Source organism: Rhodococcus sp. P4_E4 (assembly GCF_056401575.1).
The window spans coordinates 1-19,834 of record NZ_JBFUJB010000017.1; the positions used below are offsets into that span (position 1 = coordinate 1).

The following is a 19,834-nucleotide window of genomic DNA, read 5'->3' on the forward strand; positions in this document are numbered from 1 at the left end:
AACACCATCCGCGATTGCAACTCGTGCCGGACGCGCACCAGATCCAGAACCTCACTCTTGAGGTCCTCGGCATCCAGTTGCCATGCTTCCCGACTGTCCATGCTCAAAGTTTAATCGAACATACTTTCGATAACCAGAGACAAAACGGACAACTTCAAGAAGACCTACACTCGAGAGCTGTTGAGATGCATTGCTATTCGCGCAACCGCCGACGCGATTCGTTGACAGAGACTCGCAACTCCCCCAAAGGCACTTCACGACCCGACTCGCTGCGCACCTCGACGCGAACACGCTCGCCAGTGGCGTCGTCCGCCACCTCCAACGGTCCGCCTTTTCCGCCGTGCAGATACTTGTCTCCCCACTGCATCAGCGCAAGAACCGCCGGCAGCAGGTCACGGCCCTTCTCGGTGAGCACGTACTCGTGCCGCGTCCGCTTTCCAGGCTCCTTGTACGGCACACGCTCGAACAGTCCCGCCTCAGTGAGTTCTTTCAGCCTTGCCGACGCAACCGCCTCAGTGATGCCGACTCGCGACGCGAAGTCGTCGAAACGAGTTGTGCCGTAATAGGCCTCTCGCAGAATGAGCATCGCGGACCGGGTGCCGACCACTTCCATCGCCCGCCCGATCGAACAGTGTGTGGCCCGCCAGGCGTCGCGATCTTCGAGCACTCCGGTCAGTCGTACAGCGTCCATGCAATTCACCATACCCCCTGGCTTGCCATAACCATAGCCAGAGTCTACATTGCTGACTATGGAACTTCATAGCCAGCCGGTGCGGACTGGGCCGCTCCTCGCAATTCTGTCGGGAGCACCGTTTGTCGCCAGCCTCGATCTTTTTGTGGTCAACGTGGCCTTCGGCGACATCGCCAAGAGCTACCCGGGCCACTCACTAGGCGAGTTCAGTTGGATCCTCAACAGCTACGCGATCGTCTACGCCGCGCTTTTGATCCCCCTCGGACGCTGGGCGGACCGGATCGGGCACAAGCGCGCCTTCATCGCCGGCCTCGCACTGTTCACCCTCGCCAGCGCCGCCTGCGCTTTCAGTCCGTCATTGTGGGCACTGGTGGCATTCCGCATCGTTCAGGCAGTCGGCGCCGCAGCGCTCACCCCGGCCAGCCTCGGCCTCCTGATCAGTGCACTCCCGGCTGCGAAACGTCAATCCGGCGTACGCATCTGGGCGGCAGCTGGCGCGGCCGCTGCGGCATTCGGCCCCGTCGTGGGCGGCATTCTCGTCGAGGCGTCGTGGCGCTGGGTCTTCCTGATCAATGTTCCAGTCGGGATCGTATTGCTCTACTTCGCAGTCCGACTCGTCCCGGATACAACACACAAGGACTCCGATGCCGGGATCGACTTCGTCGGCGCCGCCCTCCTCACCGTCGGAATCGGCTCTCTCGCGCTGGCACTCGTCCAGGGACCTGATTGGGGATGGACCGACAACCGCGTTCTGATCGCCTTCGCCGTCGCCGTCGCGACCCTACTTTCGTTCTGCTGGAGCAACTCTCGCCATCGCACTCCGTTGATTGCTCCCGATCTTCTGAAGATCCGCTCCTTTGCCTGGTCCAACGTCACCGCCATCTTGTTCAGCGCGGCATTTGCTGCCGGACTGCTCTCGAATATCCTCTGGCTGCAAGAAGTTTGGGGATACTCGGCATTGCGCACCGGCTTCGCCGTCTCGCCGGGTCCGCTTCTGGTTCCGCTGTTCGCGATCGCCGGTGGATCGCTTTCGCGCAAGTACTCGGCGGGACGCGTCGCCGCACTCGGCAGCCTTCTGTGGGCAGTCGGAACCGTACTCGTTCTCGTCTCGGTTGATTCGACGCCCAACTACGCGACCGGACTCCTGCCGGGCTGGATCATCGCCGGAATCGGTGTCGGCCTTGCCCTGCCGACCATTCTGTCGCAGGCCACGGCGGATCTTGCACCGGCCCGATCGGCCACCGGTAGCGCTATCGTCAGCATGAGCCGACAGATCGGAACCGTTCTCGGCGTGAGTGTTCTGATCGCGGTTCTCGGCTCCTCCGTCGACCCCGACACCTTCCGCCAGGCCTGGTGGGTGATCTTTGCCGTCGCGCTTGTGTCTGCCCTGGCATCGCTGGGAATGACGCCTGCGACCACACCCACTCCAGTTGTCCCTGCTGAATCCGCCATCCCTGAAAGGAATTTGTCATGAGAGACGCAGTTATCGTCGAAGCCGTTCGCACTCCGATCGGCAAGGGAAAGGCGAACGGCGCCCTGCACGGCATCAACGCCGTCGACCTCCTCGCCCACAGCCTCAAAGCGGTAGTCGAGCGCACCGGGATCGATGCCGCGCTGATCGACGACGTCATCGGCGGCGCGGTCAGTCAAGTCGGTGAACAGAGCCAGAATGTCACTCGCACTGCCCTTCTCGCCGCCGGCTACCCTGAGTCGGTACCGGGAACCACCGTCGACCGACAGTGTGGAAGTAGCCAACAAGCAGTTCATTTTGCTGCTCAGGGCGTTATTGCCGGTGCGTACGACATCGTTGTTGCTGCCGGAGTCGAGTCGATGAGCCGAGTGCCGATGGGCTCGAGTAGCGTCGGGCGCGAGTCACTCGGTGTAGGTTTCGAAGAGCGCTATCCGGACGGTCTGGTACCGCAGGGCATCAGCGCCGAATTGATCGCTGCCAAGTGGGGACTGAGCCGCACCCAACTCGACGAATTCTCGGCGTCGAGTCATCGGAAAGCCGCGCTGGCAACCGAGAGTGGTTACTTCACCAAGGAACTCGCCACGCTCCCGCAACTGTCGGTCGACGAGGCCGTCCGCCCCGGCACCACGGTCGAGACCCTTGCCGGCCTACGGACCGCCTTCGAATCCGACTACTACGCCCAGCGATTCCCACAGATCGACTGGTCCATCACCGCGGGCAACAGCAGCCCGCTTTCGGACGGCAGTTCGGCGGTGATGATCACGACCAGTGAGATCGCCGCGAAACTCGGCCTCACCCCGAAGGCACGGCTGCACAGCTTCGCTGTCGCCGGCGACGATCCGCTGTACATGCTCACGGCGGTCATCCCGGCCACCGAGAAGGTCTTGGCCCGTGCGGGGTTGACGATCTCGGACATCGATCTGTTCGAGGTCAACGAGGCCTTTGCTCCCGTCGTCCTCTCGTGGGCAGCGGACACCGGCGTCGACCTGTCCAAGGTGAACGTCCACGGCGGCGCCATCGCGCTCGGCCACCCACTAGGTGGCAGCGGAACGCGGATCATGACCACCCTGGTCAACGCGATGGAGCAGCGCGGCGCGCGCTACGGACTCCAAACCATGTGTGAGGCAGGTGGGCTGGCCAACGCAACCATCCTGGAGCGCTTGGGCTGAGCGGTCACCGCTGGACGGCACTCGGACACTAGTGACCGAGTGCCGTCCATTCGGGATCCGGCTTGCGCGCAACGACCCGGAACACGATTCCACCCCGTCCACTGCGCTGCACCTCGTCGATCAGGAAGCCTGCGTTTTCGAGGTATCCGACCGGTTCGCGGGTGAGGTGATCGGCACCGAACCGTACAGAAAGCGGTTCGACGGCCTTCATCAGCGCCCGTACAACCGTGTTGGTGCTCGGCCCGTGCTCAGCGAGCACGAATCGACCACCAGGCACCAGCACTCGAAATGCTTCGCTGGCAACTCGGTCCGGATCGGGGATCGTGCAGAACGCGTAGGTGGAGACCAATGTGTCCACGCATTCGTCAGGAACATCGAGTGCTTGCACGTCTCCGAGTCGTAGGTCGACTTCGGTCTTCACTCCCTCGGAGACCTTGACCCTGGCCTGATCGAGCATCGCAGTCGAGATGTCCACGCCGATGACGTAGTCGACGTCGTCCCCGTAGAGCGGCAGGTTCAGCCCGGTGCCCACGGCAATTTCGACCACGCGCCCATGCGCCTGATCTACAGCCCATTTCCGGGCGTCACCGAGCACAAAGCGCTCGAAGCGCCCGATCTGTCGGTCGTAGTGCGCCGCCATTGCGTCGAAAGTCTTGGCGACCTGTGCAGTGTCTGGTTCACGCATAGTGCCCCGTTTCGATCGATCTTCTGTGCAGTCTTACACGCGAGCACCGGGTCGGGAAGACCTTTCGTGACGAAGAGCGACCGGCCGCGCGACGCAGTCCCTGACGGATGACCCCGGTATCGTTCCAGGTGACCTGACCTCACCAACGACCATCATGGATAGAGACCTCGTGCGATCAAGTAACTGCGTCACCGGATCGGTCCGGCCACCTTTTTCCACTGATTCCACTGGAGGTCTGTGATGGCCGGAGGACTCTTCGCCCTGCTCGACGACGTCGCAGCCCTGGCTCGTATGGCTGCCGCCTCCATCGACGACGTTGCCGCCGCAACCGGTAAGGCGACCGCCAAAGCGGCAGGCGTCGTCATCGACGACGCAGCCGTCACGCCGCAGTACGTCCGTGGGCTCGCGGCCGAACGCGAGTTGCCCATCATCAAGCGCATCGCCATCGGATCGCTGCGCAACAAGCTGCTGATCATTCTTCCGATCGCTCTGCTGCTGAGTCAGTTCCTCCCCTGGCTGCTGACGCCACTGTTGATGGTCGGCGGCTGTTACCTCAGCTACGAAGCGGTTCACAAGATCTGGGGTGCAGTTTTCGGCCACGGTGACCACCACGAGGCCGCCGACGAGCATCCTCGCGACGAAGAAGCAGTGGTTTCCGGCGCAGTCCGCACCGACCTGATCCTGTCCGCCGAGATCATGGTGATCGCCCTCAACACCATCGCGGGCGAAGGTTTCTGGAGCCGGTTGGTGATCCTTGCCGTCGTGGCGGTCGTCATCACCGTGGTCGTCTACGGCGTCGTCGGACTGATCGTGAAGATGGACGACATCGGATTGAAGATCGCCGAGACGTCGTCTGGCTTCACCCACAAGGTCGGCCGAGGCCTCGTTCGCGGCATGCCTCACGTGATGTCAGTGCTCTCGGTGGTGGGTACCGCCGCGATGCTGTGGGTCGGTGGCCACATCCTGTTGGTCGGCATCGACGAACTGGGCTTCCACCCGCTCTACGACGCCGTTCATCACGGCGAAGAAGCAGTCAGTGACATCGCCGGAGTCGGCGGGGTACTGGCGTGGATCGTCAACACCCTTGCGTCGGCGGCACTGGGTCTGGTGGTCGGCGCCATCATCGTCGCAGCTCAACTGGGTATCACCCGCCTGCTCGCAAAGCGTTCTGCAACGGCCTAGTCACTGCGAGTTGTGGCGGAGCACCATCTGCTCCGCCACGGCGCGCAGTCCTTCACGCAACGACCGTGGCTCGAGCGCTTCGACGTCCGCTCCCAGACCGATCAACTGCGAGAGCGCAACAGCTTCGCTCTCGAGTTTCAGCTCCGCACTCACCCATCCGTCGTTGTCCTCTGGCCCCACTTCGACGGCAGCGGCAAGCTCGCCCACCACATCGGGGAGCCGGCGCCTGCCCTCTGGTGACAACCGCACGCGACACTCGAAGCGAAGCAGCGAACGGTCGAACTCGGCCATCGACGCCGCCCACCACGACGGCAGGTCGAAATCCACCGGCCGAGTGAACGAATCATCTTCTACCACGGCATTTTTGATGCGCCCGACTCGAAACGACAGCGTTCGACCGTTCATCCCCGCCACCAGATACCAAACACCGGCTTTGATGACCAGACCCAGCGGATCGACCGTCCGCTCGCGATCACGATAGGCGAAGCGCAGTCGACGCGAGTCCAGCACAGCGGATGTGACGATCGGAAGCGCAGAGATGTCGTCGACGCCGCCGAACCAACCCGGAACGTCCACGAGAATGCGGTCCTGCCACAGTCGTGCACTCTCGCGCAGGGGACCGGGCAGGGAGCGGAGCAGTTTGGCCCCCGCCGAACCGACGGCGTCGGATCGCCCGAGATCTGCAGCGATGGACGGCACGCCCAACAGCATGAGTGCGGACGTCTCGTCGTCGGTCATGCCGGACAGCTTGGACTGCCAACCGTCGAGCAGACGGATGCCACCACCGGGGCCGCTCTCGGTCCAGATCGGCACGCCGGCAGCCGACAACGAGGCCACGTCGCGGTAGATCGTCCGCACCGATACGCCGAACTCTTCGGCCAACTGATCGGCGATAACGCCGCGACTCCCCTGCAAACGCAGCATGAGTTGGAGCAACCGCGCGGATCTCATGGACCGAACATTACCGAGAATTACTGACAGAAGTTGTCAGGAATAGGAGTGCACAATGACCGTCATGGTCACTTGGAAGCAGTTCTCCGAAGAAGTACCCGCTCTTGCCGACGCAGTCCAAGCACGATTCAAAGCCCACAAGCATCACGTCCTCGCAACGCTGCGCAAGGACGGTTCACCGCGGGTCAGCGGCACCGAAGTCGAAATCCTCGACGGGCGTCTGGTGCTCGGTTCGATGTTCGGCGCACTCAAGGCGAAGGATCTCATCCGTGACGGGCGCTACGCCCTACACAGCAATCCCGGTGAGCACACCATGGAGGGCGGCGATGCGAAGATCGCCGGAATCGCACGCGAGGTGACCGGCGACGAGTTCGAAGCCGTGCTCGCAAGCTACACCTACGAGGTTCCGAAACCCCTGCACCTCTTTGTGCTCGACATCGACGAGGTGGTGCACACGACGGTCGACGACGAGCACATGTACGTCGATCTCTGGAAGCCGGGCAAGGAGATCACCCGCTTCACCAAGTGACGTTCTTCTCGCAATGCTCGCCGTTGGCACACGATTCCACCTGAACGGTGGCGTGGGAAAGACCGTGACTCTCGAGGACGGTGCGCGCGGATTCCAGAACGTTCGACGAATTCGCGTCACTGGTCAGGTGGACCGTCGCGACATCCATGCCGGTGGTGAGCGTCCAGACGTGTAGGTCGTGAACACCCATCACGCTCGGCAGCGCCGCCAGGTCGGCCTCGACCGCTTCGACGTCGACGTCGGCCGGCGACGCCTGCGTCAGAATGCGCAGCGATGCTGCGGCCAGTTTGATCGCACGCGGCACCACCCACAGCGAGATGAGAACACCGACGACGACGTCCGCCCACGTCCAGTTGAACAGCAGGACAAGGCCACCGGCGATCAGAACTCCGACGCTACCGACGGCGTCTGCAAGCACTTCGAGGTACGCGCCACGCACGGCCAGGCTGTCCTTGGAATCGCCGCGCAGCATCAGCATCACGACAATGTTCGCGGCCAGACCGGCGGCCGCAGTGATGATCAGGGCGCCGCCCGGGATCTCGGGTTCGTTACCGATGCGGCCGATTGCCTCGTAGAAGACCCAGGCGGCGACGGCCAGCAGCATCACGGCATTCGCCATGGCGGTCAACACTTCGGCGCGGTGCCAACCGAAGGTCCTGGCCGCGGTGGTGCTGCCCTTCTTCGCGAGCAGCAAAGCCGTCAATCCCATGGCCATGCCCACCACGTCGGTGAGCATGTGGCCGGCGTCGGCAAGCAGCGCCAGCGAGTTGATCAGAATGCCGACCGTAGCTTCGAGTACGAGAAATGCAACGAGGATCGCAAGCGCGATCGCCATTTTCTTGATGCGTTGCGGTGACGGCCCTACTCCGACCGAATCTGCTGCCGAGTGGCCGTGTGAATGGCCGTGCCCTGCTCCCATTTGTCCTGTTCCCTCCCAAGTCCTTCTCAGAGCATATGCATACATTCGCATACATACAATGAGTTGCTCAGTGAGCGGGAAAAGGCAGAGGTCAGTGATCCGGCTCGTACGCCGGGTGCGGCACAGTGGGCGGCAGAGTGGCGATCGACGAGATGCGCTTCATGCCTGCTACCTGCAAGAGGTCGACCACCAGCGATCGAATCTGGGCAAACACCACCGTCGAGGACAGGCCCGCGTTCTCGACTATCGCCGGTTTCAGTTCCTTCGCCACCGAGCGCAGGACGCGCGCTGCCTCGGCCTGATCAGGCTGCTCCCCCGGCTCCGCCAGGATCATGTCCTTGAGAACTTCGACGGCTTTCGACAAGCGCTCGACCTGAGCCACCAGACGAGGATCGAGGATCTCGTCGTCCCTGACCAACGTCAACGAACGACGCGCGAGCACTCGAATGTTGCGCATCGCGTTGTCGATGGGATCGGCTGTCGCCATGAGCCTTTCGAGGCGCGGTCGACTGTTCCAGTACAGCGGGGAGATTCGGCTGATCTCGCGCCCGCCGAGGAGGTTGCTGCGCAATCCGTCGATGGCACCCTGAGTTGCGCGCGCCTTCTGCAGCGCCTTCACGATCGGGTCCGGGTCGTTCGCGACGAGGCCGTCTGCCACCAATTGCAGTACCTCTGACGCTGTTCCGAGGATTGATGCAGCGTCCTTGCGTGCGCGTCGTACCGGGTGCGTGGGGATGATCGCGACCACCGCGATGCCCACCAAACCACCGACAAGGGCGTCGATCATGCGATCGGGCCCGCCGCTGCCGCCCGGTGGGATCAGCGTCGCCACCAGCACGGCCGAGTTTCCGGCCTGCATGGAGAAGATCGGCCCGCTGTTCAGTAGCACCGCGACGGACATCGCCAGCACGACAACCAAACTGATCTGCCAGGGTCCGCTCCCGATGCCGGAGATGATCAGGTCACCGATTCCGATACCGACCGTGACACCCGCAACCAACTCGAACGAACGTCGTAGTCGGGCGCCCAACGACAGACCGAGCGAGACCACGGCGGCAATCGGCGCGAAGAACGGCGCATGGTGCCCGATCACCGTGGTGGCAACCCACCACGCCAATCCGGCCGCCAAGGCACATTGAATGATCGGTAGCGCCGACGTCTGAAGCCGACGCACCGATTTGCGAGCACGGTCCTTGATACCGGCCCGGCTCGGACGGAAACTGCTAACCGAGGCCAAGCGCTTCGGCGGCGTTGGGATCGCAGTCTTCGAGCAGATCTAGGCAACGCGCGTACTCGTCGGCCTCACCGATCGTCTTCGCGGCCTTGGCCAAGACAGCGACGCAACGGAGGAATCCGCGGTTCGGTTCATGGCTGTAGGGCACAGGACCGAAACCCTTCCAACCGTTACGACGCAGTTGGTCGAGTCCGCGGTGGTAGCCGGTACGCGCGTAGGCGTAGGCAGTGATGGTTTCGCCCTTGTCCAGGGCAGCCTCGGCGAGGTGGGCCCACGCGATGGAGGCAGTGGGATGGTCGGCCGCGACCTGGGCCGGGTCAGCGTGGTTGAGCAGTGCCGATTCCGCCTCGTCGTCGCCGGGAAGCAGAGTGGGCTTGGGTCCGAGCAGGTCACCGAATTGGGTCATGCGCTCATTGTGCCCGCTACGCCTTTCTGCCACAGGACCGCCTCGCCGACGGTCGGAGTTATGCCCGGTACATACCGGTCGTTACCCTGACATGGTCATTGCCGCATAAGACCGAAGGGTTACCCGTGCCGGACTCGAAAGACGACAACTCGAAAAAGAGCGCAGCCCCGAACGGTGCGCCCGAGAAGTCGGCCCCGACCGAACCTGCGACTGTGGCGATCCAGAAGGCGGACAAGAACTCGAAGGCGGACGGCGACGCCAAAGCCGCCAGCGCGCCAACCGTCGCGATCCCCAAGGCAACTCAGGCACCCACAGCAACACCAGCAGAAACACCGGCAGCAGCACCGACACCCCAGCCCAAGCCGGAGCCCGCCACCGTCGCGATTCCGAAAGCCTCGCAGCCGACACCGCCACCCCGGCAAGCTCCAACCCCGCCGCCACCGCCACAGCGCTCCGCGCCTCAACCGCCACAGCGCTCCGCGCCTCAACCGCCACAGCGCTCCGCGCCTCAACCGCCACAGCGCTCCGCGCCTCAACCGCAGCAGCGCGCCGCACCTCAACGTGTGGGTGTCGCAGCGACCCCACCGCCGGCCCAGCCGATGCCGACTCGCATCGAGCCTGCCGCGCCGGAAAAAACCAAGCGCAGCGGCAAGGGCTGGTACATCGCGGCAGCAGCGGCCGGCGTCGCCGTCCTCGCGGCCATCGGCATCGCAGTCTTCGTCTCGTCCAACAGCGGTAGCGGCGAAAGCTCACCTGAAGCCCAGGTTCAGACCGCCATCTCGACGTACGTCGACGCTCTTCAGACCGGCGATCTGGCGACGCTACGAACGTCGACGTGTGGGGCGCTGGGCGAGTACTACCGCACCATTCCGGACGCGGCGTTCGCTCAGGTCCACGACAATGCCGTCGCTCAGAAGACGATCCCGCAGGTCGGAGCCGTCGATGCGGTGCGCATCACCGACGACACCGCGATCGCGCAGGTCCAGGCAAGTTTGCCGAGCACCGGCGAACAGTCGTGGCGCACGTTCGACCTCGAGCGCCAGGACGGCACGTGGAAAGTCTGCGATCCCAGCAAGTAAGCACCTGAACAGAAAATGCGCGCCGACGAGAAATTCGTCGGCGCGCATTTTGTTCTGTGAAGCGCAGTTGTGAAGCCGATCAGCCTGCGGACACCGAGCGTCCGGCCGACTTCAGGTCGTTGCACGCCTCGACGACGCGAGCCGTCATGCCTGCTTCGGCCTTCTTGAGGTAGCTGCGCGGGTCGTATGCCTTCTTGTTTCCGACCTCGCCGTCGATCTTGAGGACGCCGTCGTAGTTGGAGAAGAAGTGTCCGGCGATCGGACGGGAGAACGCGTACTGGGTGTCGGTGTCGACGTTCATCTTGACGACGCCGAAGTTCAGCGAATCCTCGATCTCGGACTTCAGCGATCCCGATCCACCGTGGAAGACGAAATCGAAGGGCTGCGAGCCGGCGGCCAGGCCGAGCTTGGCAGCGGCGACCTTCTGGCCCTCTTCGAGAACCTCGGGCTTGAGCTTGACGTTGCCCGGCTTGTAGACGCCGTGGACGTTGCCGAAGGTGGCTGCGAGCAGGTACTTGCCCTGTTCGCCGATGCCCAGAGCATCGACCGTCTTCTCGAAGTCTTCACTCGAGGTGTAGAGCTTGTCGTTGATCTCGGCCTCGACGCCGTCTTCTTCGCCGCCGACGACACCGATCTCGACCTCGAGGATGATGCGTGCAGCCTTGGAGAGGGCGAGCAGTTCCTTGGCGATGGCCAGGTTCTCGTCGATCGGGATAGCCGAGCCGTCCCACATGTGCGACTGGAACAGCGGGTTACGACCGGCGTCGACGCGCTCCTGCGAGATCGCGAGCAGCGGACGCACGTAGGTGTCCAGCTTGTCCTTCGGGCAGTGGTCGGTGTGCAGCGCGATGGTGACGTCGTACTTTGCCGCGATCACGTGTGCGAACTCGGCGAGCGCAACAGCGCCGGTGACCATGTCCTTGACGCCCAAACCGGAACCGAACTCGGCGCCGCCCGTCGAGAACTGGATGATGCCGTCACTGCCGGCGTCCGCGAAGCCCTTGATGGCTGCGTTGATGGATTCGGAGCCGACACAGTTGATGGCGGGGAAGGCAAAGGAATGCTCCTTGGCCCGACCAAGCATCTCGGCATAGACCTCGGGAGTTGCGATAGGCACGGCGGGAGTCCTCCATATACGTGTCGTTCGGAGCGCTCGGCGATGTGAAAGCGCTTCGTGTGGTCCTAGCAGTATGGCAAGTCCGACTCGTCACGTCTCTTTGCGGTCTCGGCCGCCGCCACCGACGCGATGACCTGCGGTGGTGGGAAACACTCAGATTCGGCCGGTACTCTGGCCCCCGTGAATGTGCAGGCAGCAACTGAATCCGTGACGAACCTGGCCTTGCTGCCCGGCTTCCTCGATCCCGTGAACCTCTTGAATTCCTTCGGAACGTGGGTTCTGGTGGGACTGCTTCTGGTGGTCTTCATCGAATCAGGGCTGCTGTTTCCGCTCTTGCCCGGCGATTCTCTGCTCTTCACCGCAGGGCTGATCGCGGCTTCCAAGTCCACCGAGATCGAACCGTTCGCGCCGCTGTGGGTGCTCCTGGTGACGATTCCGATCGCCGCGATTCTGGGTGACCAAGTCGGGTTCTACATCGGCGCCAAGGGCGGAACTGCCCTGTTCAAGACGGACGACGCGCGGTTCTTCAAGAAGAAGTACATCGACGAGTCGCATGCCTTCTTCGAAAAGCACGGCCCGATCACCATTATCCTGGCGAGGTTCGTGCCGATCGTGCGTACTTTTGCACCGGTTGTCGCGGGCGCCTCGAAGATGAAGTACTCACTGTTCCTGACCTACAACATCGTCGGCGGCATCCTGTGGGGTGCCGGTGTGACTTTGCTCGGCTACCTCCTGGGGCAGATCGAATTCATCCGCGACAATGTCGACTACATCTTCATCTTGATCGTCCTGGTGTCGGTTCTGCCGATCGTCTTCGAAATCGGAAAGCGAATTCTGGCGTCGAGACGTGGTGAATCGGCGAATACTTCCACTACGGACAATTCGACGGTGACAGTCCCCGAAGACCCCACCCCCTGATTGCAGAACGAGGCGAAGAACTGACCACGATGACGCTCGCATCCGGCAGTTTCTCCCCACTCGAGACTGCCGGGCCCCTGTTGGTCTGGATTATCGTCGTCACGTTCGTCTTCATCGAGTGCGCGATCATCCTCGGGTTGTTTCTCCCTGGTGACTCGCTGCTGATCACAGCCGGAATCGTGCTTGCCGGTCACGAATCCGGTGCAGGCCACGTGTGGGCGCTGTCGGTGGGCGCGATGATCGCTGCCATTGCCGGCAACCAGGTCGGGTACGTCATCGGCCACCGGACGGGCAACCACATCAAAGCCCGTAAGGGCGGCAAGTACTTCACCGAGAAGAATCTGCACCGCGTCAACATCCTGTTGGAGAGACACGGGTTCTGGGCCGTCCTGATCGCCCGCTGGGTTCCGTGGGTTCGCACCCTGTGCCCGATGGTCGCAGGCGCAGCCAAGATGAACCACACGCGCTACACCATCGCGAGCACCATCGGCGCGATCATCTGGGCACCGGTGCTCCTGCTGCTCGGTTTCTACGGTGGCTCGTTCCTCGATCGCGTTCCGTGGTTGCTGCCCGCCGTGCTGATCGTGATGATGGTCAGCTTGGTCATCGGCACCGCTTTGGGAATCTGGCAGTACCGCAAGGAAATGGCCCGACCGGCCGAAGACGTCGAGGTCGAAGAGGTTCTCGACTAGAAGCTGTCTGCTCAGTGCAGGTGGCTCTGGTCCCACGCCGGAAGCGGGTCCTCGTAGCGAGTCCAGGCCCGCGGTCCTTCGCGTAGTTCGTCATCGGTCAGCAGAGCCGGATCGAGGATTCGCGACGGCGTCGCCGGGTCGAGTTTCACTCCGATGAACACGATCTCCTGCCCTGGCACCTCCGCTGCCGACGCCCACAGTTGCGCCGGTTCGATGACGAGGTTGGGGCCTGCCTGCGACCAGATAGCGGCGAACTCGGGCCTACTGGCGATCCAGCAGAAGCCTTTGCTTCGCAAGAGTCCCGCGAACTGACCGAGCGCAGCCTCGAGTCGCGCCGGATGGAAGGGGCGCGAGGCTCGATACGTGACGCTGCGTATTCCGTATTCCTCGGTTTCCGGGGTGTGCCCGCCGGCCAGCTCCTCGTCCCAACCGGGTACTTGCGCAGCCAGTTCCGGGTTGTAGAGACCGGTTTCGAGGACGCGATCGAGGGTGACTTTTCCGTGGTCGGTCCGAATCAGCTGAGCAGTGGGGTTGAGCCTTCGAAGCGTTGCCTCGACGGTTCCCGCCGCCCGCGGACTCACCAAGTCGGTTTTGTTCAGCAAGATGACGTCGGCGAACTCCACCTGATCGACCAGGAGATCGGAGATGCTGCGTCCGTCCCCCTCCCCGGCTTCGAGGTTGCGCTCGTCCAGTCGCTCGCCTTTTGCCAGCTCGCCGAGGAAGGTCGACGCGTCCACCACGGTCACCATCGTGTCGAGCTTCGCGAGCGAGCCGAGGCTGAAGCCGTCCTCGAATTCCCAGTCGAAGGTGGCCGCCACCGGCATCGGTTCGGAGATGCCGGTGGACTCGATCACCAACTGATCGAACCGCCCCTCGCGGGCCAGCGCGCCGACGGCGTCGATCAGATCCTCGCGCAGCGTGCAGCAGATGCATCCGTTGGTCAGCTCGACCAACTTCTCCTCCGTGCGATCGAGGTGGCCCTGGCCCGCGACGAGGGCCGCGTCGATGTTGATCTCGCTCATGTCGTTGACGATGACGGCGACCCGACGGCCGTCTCGATTGGCGAGGATGTGGTTGAGGAGTGTGGTCTTGCCTGCGCCCAGAAATCCGGACAGCACGGTTACCGGTAGCTGCTTCATTCCTTAATGGTAACCATTGTCATTATCGACAACGGGAGGCGGGCCTACTGCACTGCAGACGCACTACCCGAGAACTGGCTCTCGGGCCTCGGCAACCCGAAATGATCACGAAGCGTCGTACCCGTGTATTCGGTGCGGAACAGACCGCGATCCTGCAGGATCGGGACCACACGCTCGGTGAAGATTTCGAGTCCACCCGGGTAGTACGGCGGCATGACGTTGAATCCGTCAGCAGCACCGCTGGTGAACCATTCCTCGATCGTGTCAGCCACCTGCTCGGCGGTTCCGGCGAACACCCGGTGTCCGCGCGCACCCGCCAAACGATGAAGCAGTCCCCGAACCGTCGGACGCTCACGCTCGACTATGCCGGCGATCACCTGCAATCTGCTTTGCTTGTTGTCGGTGACATCACCTGCCGCCGCGAACAATTCGACAGGAACCGGTGCATCCAGTTCCAGATTCCGAACATCGGTCCCGGTGAGTGCACCGAGTTGCGCGAGCCCGTACTCCGGCGAAGTCAACTCGTTGAATTCTCGCTCGAGCGCCTTGGCTTGTTCCTCGGTGTCACCGATGAACGGGCTGATTCCCGGCAGAATCTTGACATGATCGGGGTTGCGCCCGAACTGAGCAGCCCTCGACTTGATGTCGGTGTAGAACGCCTGCGCATCGGAAAGTCTCTGGTGCGCTGTGAAAATCGCCTCCGCATACTGACCGGCAAACGCGCGACCGTCGTTGGACGCCCCGGCCTGCACCAGCACCGGGTATCCCTGCGGCGTTCGCGGTGCGTTGAACGGCCCCCGCACCCGAAGATGCCGGCCGACGTAGTTGATCTCGTGAATCTTGTTTCTGTCCGCGTAGATTCCGTTCTCCCGGTCCAGACTGATCGCGTCGTCCTCCCAGCTGTCCCACAACCGCACCACCGCGTCGACGAATTCCCTTGCACGCGAATACCGGTCGCCGTGGTCCGGATGCTTGGCCAGCCCGAAGTTGGCGGCAGCCAGATCCGTACCCGTGGTGACGATGTTCCACCCAGCGCGTCCGTTCGAGATGTGGTCGAGCGAGGCGAACAGCCGAGCCAGGTTGTACGGCTCGTAGTACGTGGTCGACGCCGTCGCGATCAATCCGATCCGCTCGGTTGCCACTGCAATGGCCGTCAACAAGGTGATCGGCTCCAACGTCCCTGCGGGACCGTGCTCGACGTCGCTGCGCAACGCGGGACCGTCGGCGAAGAAGATTCCGTCGAACTTCGCCGCCTCAGCAGTGCGAGCGATCTCCTGGAAATACGTGACGTCGAACAGACGTTCCGGCGTTGTCCACGGATGACGCCACGCCGCTTCGTGATGACCGGCGGGGTGGATGAACGCGTTGAGGCTCAGTTGGCGCGGAGAATCAGACATGCCTGAATGCTGGCAACTGCCGCCGCAGTCCGACAGGGTTAGGGTTCGCGTGATTCCAACTCGGGGTTGGCAGCTCGGTATCGTCACATGGGTGCGCCGCGTAGTTGTAGCCGAGTTCGTACCGTCCGGATCGACAGCATCGGTTCTTCACCAGTGGTGTGAGGTCTTCGCCGAAGGCCAGCGTCACCTGTCCGGAACTGCGCCGACAGCGACGGCGCTGATGGAAATGATCGAGGCCGAGGACGGTTCAGTCGATGTATGGCGTTGGATCGCACGCGACGGCGGAACGGACGAAGTCCTCGGCATCGCCCAGGCGCGACGCAACTCGGCGGAACCTGATCTCGCAGAGTTTCGGATGTACGTGACACCCCACGCGCAGCGACGAGGGGTAGGACGAGCGCTTGCCGAACTCGCCGAAGTCGACATCGCCGGGTTCGGCGTGCGAAGAATCAGAGTGACGGCGCTCGTCGGAAGCGCAGCCGAGCATTTCCTGGGATCGTTCGACGGCCACCGTGTGTTGCTTCGGTTGGCCAACCAGGTTCAGCACCTCAGCCCTCCCACCGCACACAGTGCCCGCCCCGGCTATCGAATCGTCAGTTGGCGCAACCGAACCCCGGACGAGCTGGTCCACTCCTTCTCGGAGGCATTGAACCGACTCCTCGACGCGCCGGGCGCCGAACTGCAGATACCCGAACGTAATTGGGGAGCCGACGAGGTCAGATCGTGGGAACAGAAGATGACGGGTGGCTCTCAAGTACTCCTGGTGTGCTGCGCGGTCGACGACAGCGTCGGCGAAGTAGCCGCAGCGACAGTGGTGACGGTGGACGAACATGACAGCACCCACGCATCGCAGCACGACACCGTGGTACTTCCCCAGCACCGCGGACACGGTCTCGCTCGGTGGGTCAAGGAGCAACAAGCGTCTGTGTTGGCAGCTGAATTTCCCTCGCTGCGAAGAATTTACACAACGGTGAACGCGGAAAATCACCCGATGCTGACCGTCAATCGGAGCCTGGGATACCAGACCGTTGCGGAGCGGATCCTGGTGGAGATCAGGAGAGTCGAGAGTGCGTTGCACAAGCCTCGGTGACGATCTTCCTCCACAGGAGCGGGTGAGACTGCCAGAAGTTGTGCGCGACACCGTCGACGACCTCGAAACTACCGTTAGGCACGAGCTCGGCCAGTTGCTGCAACGGCCACGACGGGCGAATATCGTCGGCCGCCGCGAGAAATGTCATGGGCACGGGTGAGTCGGCCAACTGCCGAAACAGCTGTGGTTCATGGATCCATTCGATGAACGATTCTTGAAGCGATTGCCAGACAACAGGTTCCCAAGGTATCTGCGGGTCCGGCTCGATTCCCGCTTCGTACTGCTTCGACCAGGTCCGGTCTTTGTGGAGGCCGTGCCCCGCGATGCCGACGACGCCGGACACCGATTCCGGACAGTCGAGTGCGTACCGCACCGCCAAGTCGGATCCCCACGAGTGCCCCAACACGACCCAGCTGTCGATCTCGAACGTGCGTCGGACGAGTTCGAGGTCCGCAACCGCCTGCGCCATCGTATGAGCGCCGCCACCGGACCGGCCGACTCCGCGTGGCTCAGGGCACCACGCGCGCATTCCTTCCGGAACCAGCTCGTCGTGAGCAAGATAGTGAACGCATCCCGGGCCGCCGGAGAGAACCAGAACGTCCGCCCCTGCCCCACCGACATCGATGTGAAGACGTACGCCGTCCGTGTCGACCACGTGCCGGGATTCCATGAGGGAAAAGCCTAACGCTTACGCGGGTATCCAGCCGCCGAGACGACAAATGCCGCCTCCATGAGCATCCACCCACCTACCTGCACCGAGAGGTCTCGCTCGGGCACGCTCGACGAGCGCACGGTTCCGGCGGCGAAGGTGGCGATGTCGCCGGACAGACTCGGCAACTGAGCATCCTTGGTCCAGTCGTGCCCGAACAGCGGCAGACCTTCGATCTGCAGTCTGTTGTTCCAGGCCGCTTCAGCGGAGGACAGAACGATCTGCGCTGCGAGTTCGCGCGCTCGCAGGTCCTCGTGAGTCTCCCAGGACAAGTTCACCACCACGAACGCGAGGTAGCGAGCCAGGATTGCGTTGAACAGTCCGCCGTCGCCTCCGCCACCGCCCGTGATGACTCCGTACTCGGTCATTCCGTCGTACACCGCGTCGACGAGTTTGTGGACTCGCTCGCGGTGGCGCGGTTCGCCCAATCGCGTCGACAACTCGGTTTCCAACCCCAGCGTGACGCCCTGACAGTACGAATAGATCGCGCGCTCGAGGGTGCCGTCGCGGCGGATACCGTCGAAGATCAGTCCGGAGTCCGGATCCCGCAGCGTCTCGTCGATCCAGTCGGCCGTTGCCTGCGCGCGCCAGAGTTTTCCGGTGCGCGCCAGCATGATTCCGGCGGGTCCGTTTGCCGGGGTGTTGTAGAAATCGGAACCTTTGCACCACGGAATACCGCCGCCGTCGGCCGGGGACCACGAATCGAAGAGTTGCGATTCGAGCGCCTGGACCGCGGTCCGGTGATCGACCGAGAACATGCGTTGAGCACGTTCGAGCGAGAGGCCCAGCCACGCCATGTCGTCGTAATAGTTGTTGGTCCACGCCGAGACGTTGCGGACCCGCACACTGCGGGCAACCTTCGCCACCCGGCGACGACGCTTGGGCGTCGGGTCACGTTCGAGCGCGTCGATTGCAGTGTCAAGCAGGTGTGCTTGCCACCAGTAGTGCCACGGCTTGAACATCCGCTCGCGCCGAACAGCAGGCCAGGCAACCACGCCGAGTGCTGTCCGGGGCAGTCCCCACAGGCGCCGAAGGTGACGACTGACTATCGCGCCCTCAGCCGCATCGGCTCGCTCTGCCCACACTTCCTGCATAACTACCTATCCTGTCTGGTCGAGGCGCTACGCGCTAGCCGGAATTCGCGAGCGAGATCAGCGGGAATCGGCGAGATCGGCATGCTCACGTACCCACGCGTGCATCGCAATGCCGGCCGCGACACCGGCGTTGATGCTGCGAGTCGACCCGAATTGCGCGATCGAGACCGTCATGGACGCAACCTCTTTCGCATGATCGGTCACTCCGGGCCCTTCTTGACCGAACAGCAGGATGCACTCTCGCGGCAGGCTTGCCGTTTCCAGCGGCACCGACCCCGGGGTGTTGTCGACGGCCACGATCGTGAGTGAATTCTCACGGGCGTACTCGACGAGCTCGCTGATGTCGGCGTGGTGAACGATGTGTTGGTATCGATCGGTCACCATGGCGCCCCGCCGATTCCAGCGCCGACGCCCCACGATGTGGACCGCGGCCGCAGCAAACGCGTTTGCCGTGCGAACCACCGTGCCGATATTGGCGTCGTGCGCGAAGTTCTCGATGGCGACATGCATCGTGTGACGGCGCGAGTCGATGTCCTCGACTATCGCTTCCCGCGTCCAGTACCGGTACTCGTCCAAGACGTTTCGACGATCACCCTCGGCGAGGAGTACGGGGTCGTAGCGCTCGTCGGTCGGCGGTTCCGTGTCGTGCTCCTCGGCCCACGGCCCGACGCCGTTGGGGTTCTCGCCCCACTCGGTGGGTCCCGGTTCACCGGCCCCACCGGAGACGTCGTCGGCTGCGACTTCGGTCATCAGTACACCTCGTTGGAATCTGCAGCCACCGTGAAGCCGTGCGTGGTCTGATCGTTGACACACGAGACGTCTGTCGCGGTGGTCGTACAGGTGAAACCCAGTTTGCTCAGCGGTTGACCGGCCGCCAACACCGGATCGGCGTCGGGACCGCCCGAGGTGTACACCTCTCCGCCCGAACACATGAAAGCACCCTCACCCTCGTCGGTGACGCGAATACCGTTGCCCCAGTTGACCATGCAGCTCTCCGGCCGCGGCGGAACCGGAGTGGTCGTTCCCTCGCACCCGGCTTCGATTCTGGTGGGCAACTTGATGATGCCGCACTGGAAGTTCCCGTCGGGAGTGGTGAAGTAGTACGACTCGTTGCGCTCGAACTGCACGTCCGTGAGCGTCGTCGTCGGTGGCAGCGTCGTGGTCGGTGGTTCGGTCGTCGTGGGGACGACGGGCGCGACGGTGGTGGTTGTCGTCGGCACTGCGGTAGTGGTGGTCGAACTTGGCTGCGCCGCTACGGTCGGCGCTGAATCCGCCTCCCCGCCGCACCCTGCGAGCACGAGCGCCGACCCGACGCCCAACACGACGAACCCCACCCGAACACGAACCACCCGACTACCTCCA

21 protein-coding genes are annotated in these 19,834 nt (G+C 63.2%); 8 read left to right on the forward strand and 13 right to left on the reverse strand.

The features are described 5' to 3' along the window. Positions 1 to 193: 193 nt before the first annotated feature. On the reverse strand, positions 194 to 691 hold the full coding sequence (locus tag AC1DVN_RS19625) for a winged helix-turn-helix transcriptional regulator (RefSeq protein WP_003944415.1): 498 nt from the start codon (positions 689 to 691) through the stop codon (positions 194 to 196). 58 nt (positions 692 to 749) lie between these two features. On the opposite strand from AC1DVN_RS19625, the gene AC1DVN_RS19630 reads away from it, so the two are divergent. Continuing rightward, positions 750 to 2,165, forward strand: a complete 1,416-nt coding sequence (locus AC1DVN_RS19630; protein ID WP_477994140.1) for an MFS transporter — start codon at positions 750 to 752, stop codon at positions 2,163 to 2,165. Further along, positions 2,162 to 3,331 (forward strand): thiolase family protein, encoded by a 1,170-nt coding sequence (locus AC1DVN_RS19635; RefSeq protein ID WP_020906649.1) that lies wholly within the window; start codon positions 2,162 to 2,164, stop codon positions 3,329 to 3,331. Before AC1DVN_RS19630 ends, AC1DVN_RS19635 begins: the two co-directional genes overlap by 4 nt. Positions 3,332 to 3,359: 28 nt before the next feature. On the opposite strand, the gene AC1DVN_RS19640 is transcribed toward AC1DVN_RS19635, so the two are convergent. Further along, complete coding sequence (locus AC1DVN_RS19640) at positions 3,360 to 4,016, reverse strand: class I SAM-dependent methyltransferase (protein ID WP_003944335.1); 657 nt, start codon at positions 4,014 to 4,016, stop codon at positions 3,360 to 3,362. Between the two features lie 240 nt (positions 4,017 to 4,256). Here AC1DVN_RS19640 and AC1DVN_RS19645 point away from each other — a divergent pair, with 240 nt between their 5' ends. Beyond that, positions 4,257 to 5,198, forward strand: a complete 942-nt coding sequence (locus AC1DVN_RS19645; RefSeq protein WP_021343516.1) for a DUF808 domain-containing protein — start codon at positions 4,257 to 4,259, stop codon at positions 5,196 to 5,198. Here AC1DVN_RS19645 and AC1DVN_RS19650 read toward each other — a convergent pair whose 3' ends face one another. After that, entirely contained in the window at positions 5,199 to 6,149 is a 951-nt protein-coding gene (locus AC1DVN_RS19650) for a helix-turn-helix transcriptional regulator (protein ID WP_047888715.1), read from the reverse strand. It abuts the gene before it with no gap. A gap of 64 nt (positions 6,150 to 6,213) precedes the next feature. Between AC1DVN_RS19650 and AC1DVN_RS19655 the strand changes: the two genes are divergently transcribed. Then, complete coding sequence (locus AC1DVN_RS19655; protein WP_029254754.1) at positions 6,214 to 6,678, forward strand: pyridoxamine 5'-phosphate oxidase family protein; 465 nt, start codon at positions 6,214 to 6,216, stop codon at positions 6,676 to 6,678. Here AC1DVN_RS19655 and AC1DVN_RS19660 read toward each other — a convergent pair. The 3 genes from AC1DVN_RS19660 to AC1DVN_RS19670 all read right to left on the reverse strand — a co-directional run bounded on the left by AC1DVN_RS19660 (position 6,668) and on the right by AC1DVN_RS19670 (position 9,237). After that, positions 6,668 to 7,597 (reverse strand): cation diffusion facilitator family transporter, encoded by a 930-nt coding sequence (locus tag AC1DVN_RS19660; protein WP_019749454.1) that lies wholly within the window; start codon positions 7,595 to 7,597, stop codon positions 6,668 to 6,670. The two genes, AC1DVN_RS19655 and AC1DVN_RS19660, sit on opposite strands and share 11 nt — an antisense overlap. 91 nt (positions 7,598 to 7,688) lie before the next feature. Further along, positions 7,689 to 8,834, reverse strand: a complete 1,146-nt coding sequence (locus AC1DVN_RS19665; protein ID WP_019749453.1) for an FUSC family protein — start codon at positions 8,832 to 8,834, stop codon at positions 7,689 to 7,691. Next, positions 8,821 to 9,237: a DUF3151 domain-containing protein gene (locus tag AC1DVN_RS19670; protein WP_080910193.1), complete on the reverse strand. Its 417-nt coding sequence runs from the start codon at positions 9,235 to 9,237 to the stop codon at positions 8,821 to 8,823. Before AC1DVN_RS19670 ends, AC1DVN_RS19665 begins: the two co-directional genes overlap by 14 nt. Positions 9,238 to 9,362: 125 nt before the next feature. On the opposite strand from AC1DVN_RS19670, the gene AC1DVN_RS19675 reads away from it, so the two are divergent. Continuing rightward, the gene (locus AC1DVN_RS19675) at positions 9,363 to 10,316 is read left to right on the forward strand and encodes an Rv0361 family membrane protein (RefSeq protein ID WP_477994141.1); all 954 of its coding nucleotides are present in this window, start codon (positions 9,363 to 9,365) and stop codon (positions 10,314 to 10,316) included. Between the two features lie 79 nt (positions 10,317 to 10,395). On the opposite strand, the gene fbaA is transcribed toward AC1DVN_RS19675, so the two are convergent. Further along, the gene (fbaA, locus tag AC1DVN_RS19680) at positions 10,396 to 11,433 is read right to left on the reverse strand and encodes a class II fructose-bisphosphate aldolase (protein ID WP_021343256.1); all 1,038 of its coding nucleotides are present in this window, start codon (positions 11,431 to 11,433) and stop codon (positions 10,396 to 10,398) included. Positions 11,434 to 11,613: 180 nt separating this feature from the next. Here fbaA and AC1DVN_RS19685 point away from each other — a divergent pair, with 180 nt between their 5' ends. Together AC1DVN_RS19685 and AC1DVN_RS19690 are read left to right on the forward strand one after the other, a co-directional pair. Next, positions 11,614 to 12,351 (forward strand): VTT domain-containing protein, encoded by a 738-nt coding sequence (locus tag AC1DVN_RS19685; protein ID WP_029254751.1) that lies wholly within the window; start codon positions 11,614 to 11,616, stop codon positions 12,349 to 12,351. Between the two features lie 29 nt (positions 12,352 to 12,380). Beyond that, on the forward strand, positions 12,381 to 13,043 hold the full coding sequence (locus AC1DVN_RS19690) for a DedA family protein (protein WP_019749448.1): 663 nt from the start codon (positions 12,381 to 12,383) through the stop codon (positions 13,041 to 13,043). Between the two features lie 11 nt (positions 13,044 to 13,054). Here the strand turns inward: AC1DVN_RS19690 and AC1DVN_RS19695 are convergent, their stop codons facing one another. Both AC1DVN_RS19695 and AC1DVN_RS19700 read right to left on the reverse strand, forming a co-directional pair. After that, a complete protein-coding gene (locus AC1DVN_RS19695; RefSeq protein ID WP_047888713.1) occupies positions 13,055 to 14,182 on the reverse strand; it encodes a GTP-binding protein in 1,128 nt (375 codons plus the stop codon). A gap of 44 nt (positions 14,183 to 14,226) precedes the next feature. Continuing rightward, the gene (locus AC1DVN_RS19700; protein ID WP_007726771.1) at positions 14,227 to 15,579 is read right to left on the reverse strand and encodes an LLM class flavin-dependent oxidoreductase; all 1,353 of its coding nucleotides are present in this window, start codon (positions 15,577 to 15,579) and stop codon (positions 14,227 to 14,229) included. A 91-nt stretch (positions 15,580 to 15,670) separates the two neighbouring features. Between AC1DVN_RS19700 and AC1DVN_RS19705 the strand changes: the two genes are divergently transcribed. Continuing rightward, on the forward strand, positions 15,671 to 16,669 hold the full coding sequence (locus AC1DVN_RS19705; protein ID WP_252858638.1) for a GNAT family N-acetyltransferase: 999 nt from the start codon (positions 15,671 to 15,673) through the stop codon (positions 16,667 to 16,669). On the opposite strand, the gene AC1DVN_RS19710 is transcribed toward AC1DVN_RS19705, so the two are convergent. From AC1DVN_RS19710 to AC1DVN_RS19725, 4 genes are read right to left on the reverse strand one after another with little or no spacing between them, the layout of a single operon-like run. Beyond that, positions 16,632 to 17,339, reverse strand: a complete 708-nt coding sequence (locus AC1DVN_RS19710; protein ID WP_020968806.1) for an alpha/beta fold hydrolase — start codon at positions 17,337 to 17,339, stop codon at positions 16,632 to 16,634. The two genes, AC1DVN_RS19705 and AC1DVN_RS19710, sit on opposite strands and share 38 nt — an antisense overlap. An 11-nt stretch (positions 17,340 to 17,350) precedes the next feature. Beyond that, on the reverse strand, positions 17,351 to 18,472 hold the full coding sequence (locus tag AC1DVN_RS19715; protein ID WP_019749443.1) for a glycoside hydrolase family 76 protein: 1,122 nt from the start codon (positions 18,470 to 18,472) through the stop codon (positions 17,351 to 17,353). A gap of 57 nt (positions 18,473 to 18,529) precedes the next feature. After that, entirely contained in the window at positions 18,530 to 19,222 is a 693-nt protein-coding gene (locus AC1DVN_RS19720) for a TrmH family RNA methyltransferase (RefSeq protein WP_019749442.1), read from the reverse strand. Then, the gene (locus tag AC1DVN_RS19725; RefSeq protein WP_477994142.1) at positions 19,222 to 19,821 is read right to left on the reverse strand and encodes a DUF6636 domain-containing protein; all 600 of its coding nucleotides are present in this window, start codon (positions 19,819 to 19,821) and stop codon (positions 19,222 to 19,224) included. Before AC1DVN_RS19725 ends, AC1DVN_RS19720 begins: the two co-directional genes overlap by 1 nt. Between the last annotated feature and the right edge of the window lie 13 nt (positions 19,822 to 19,834).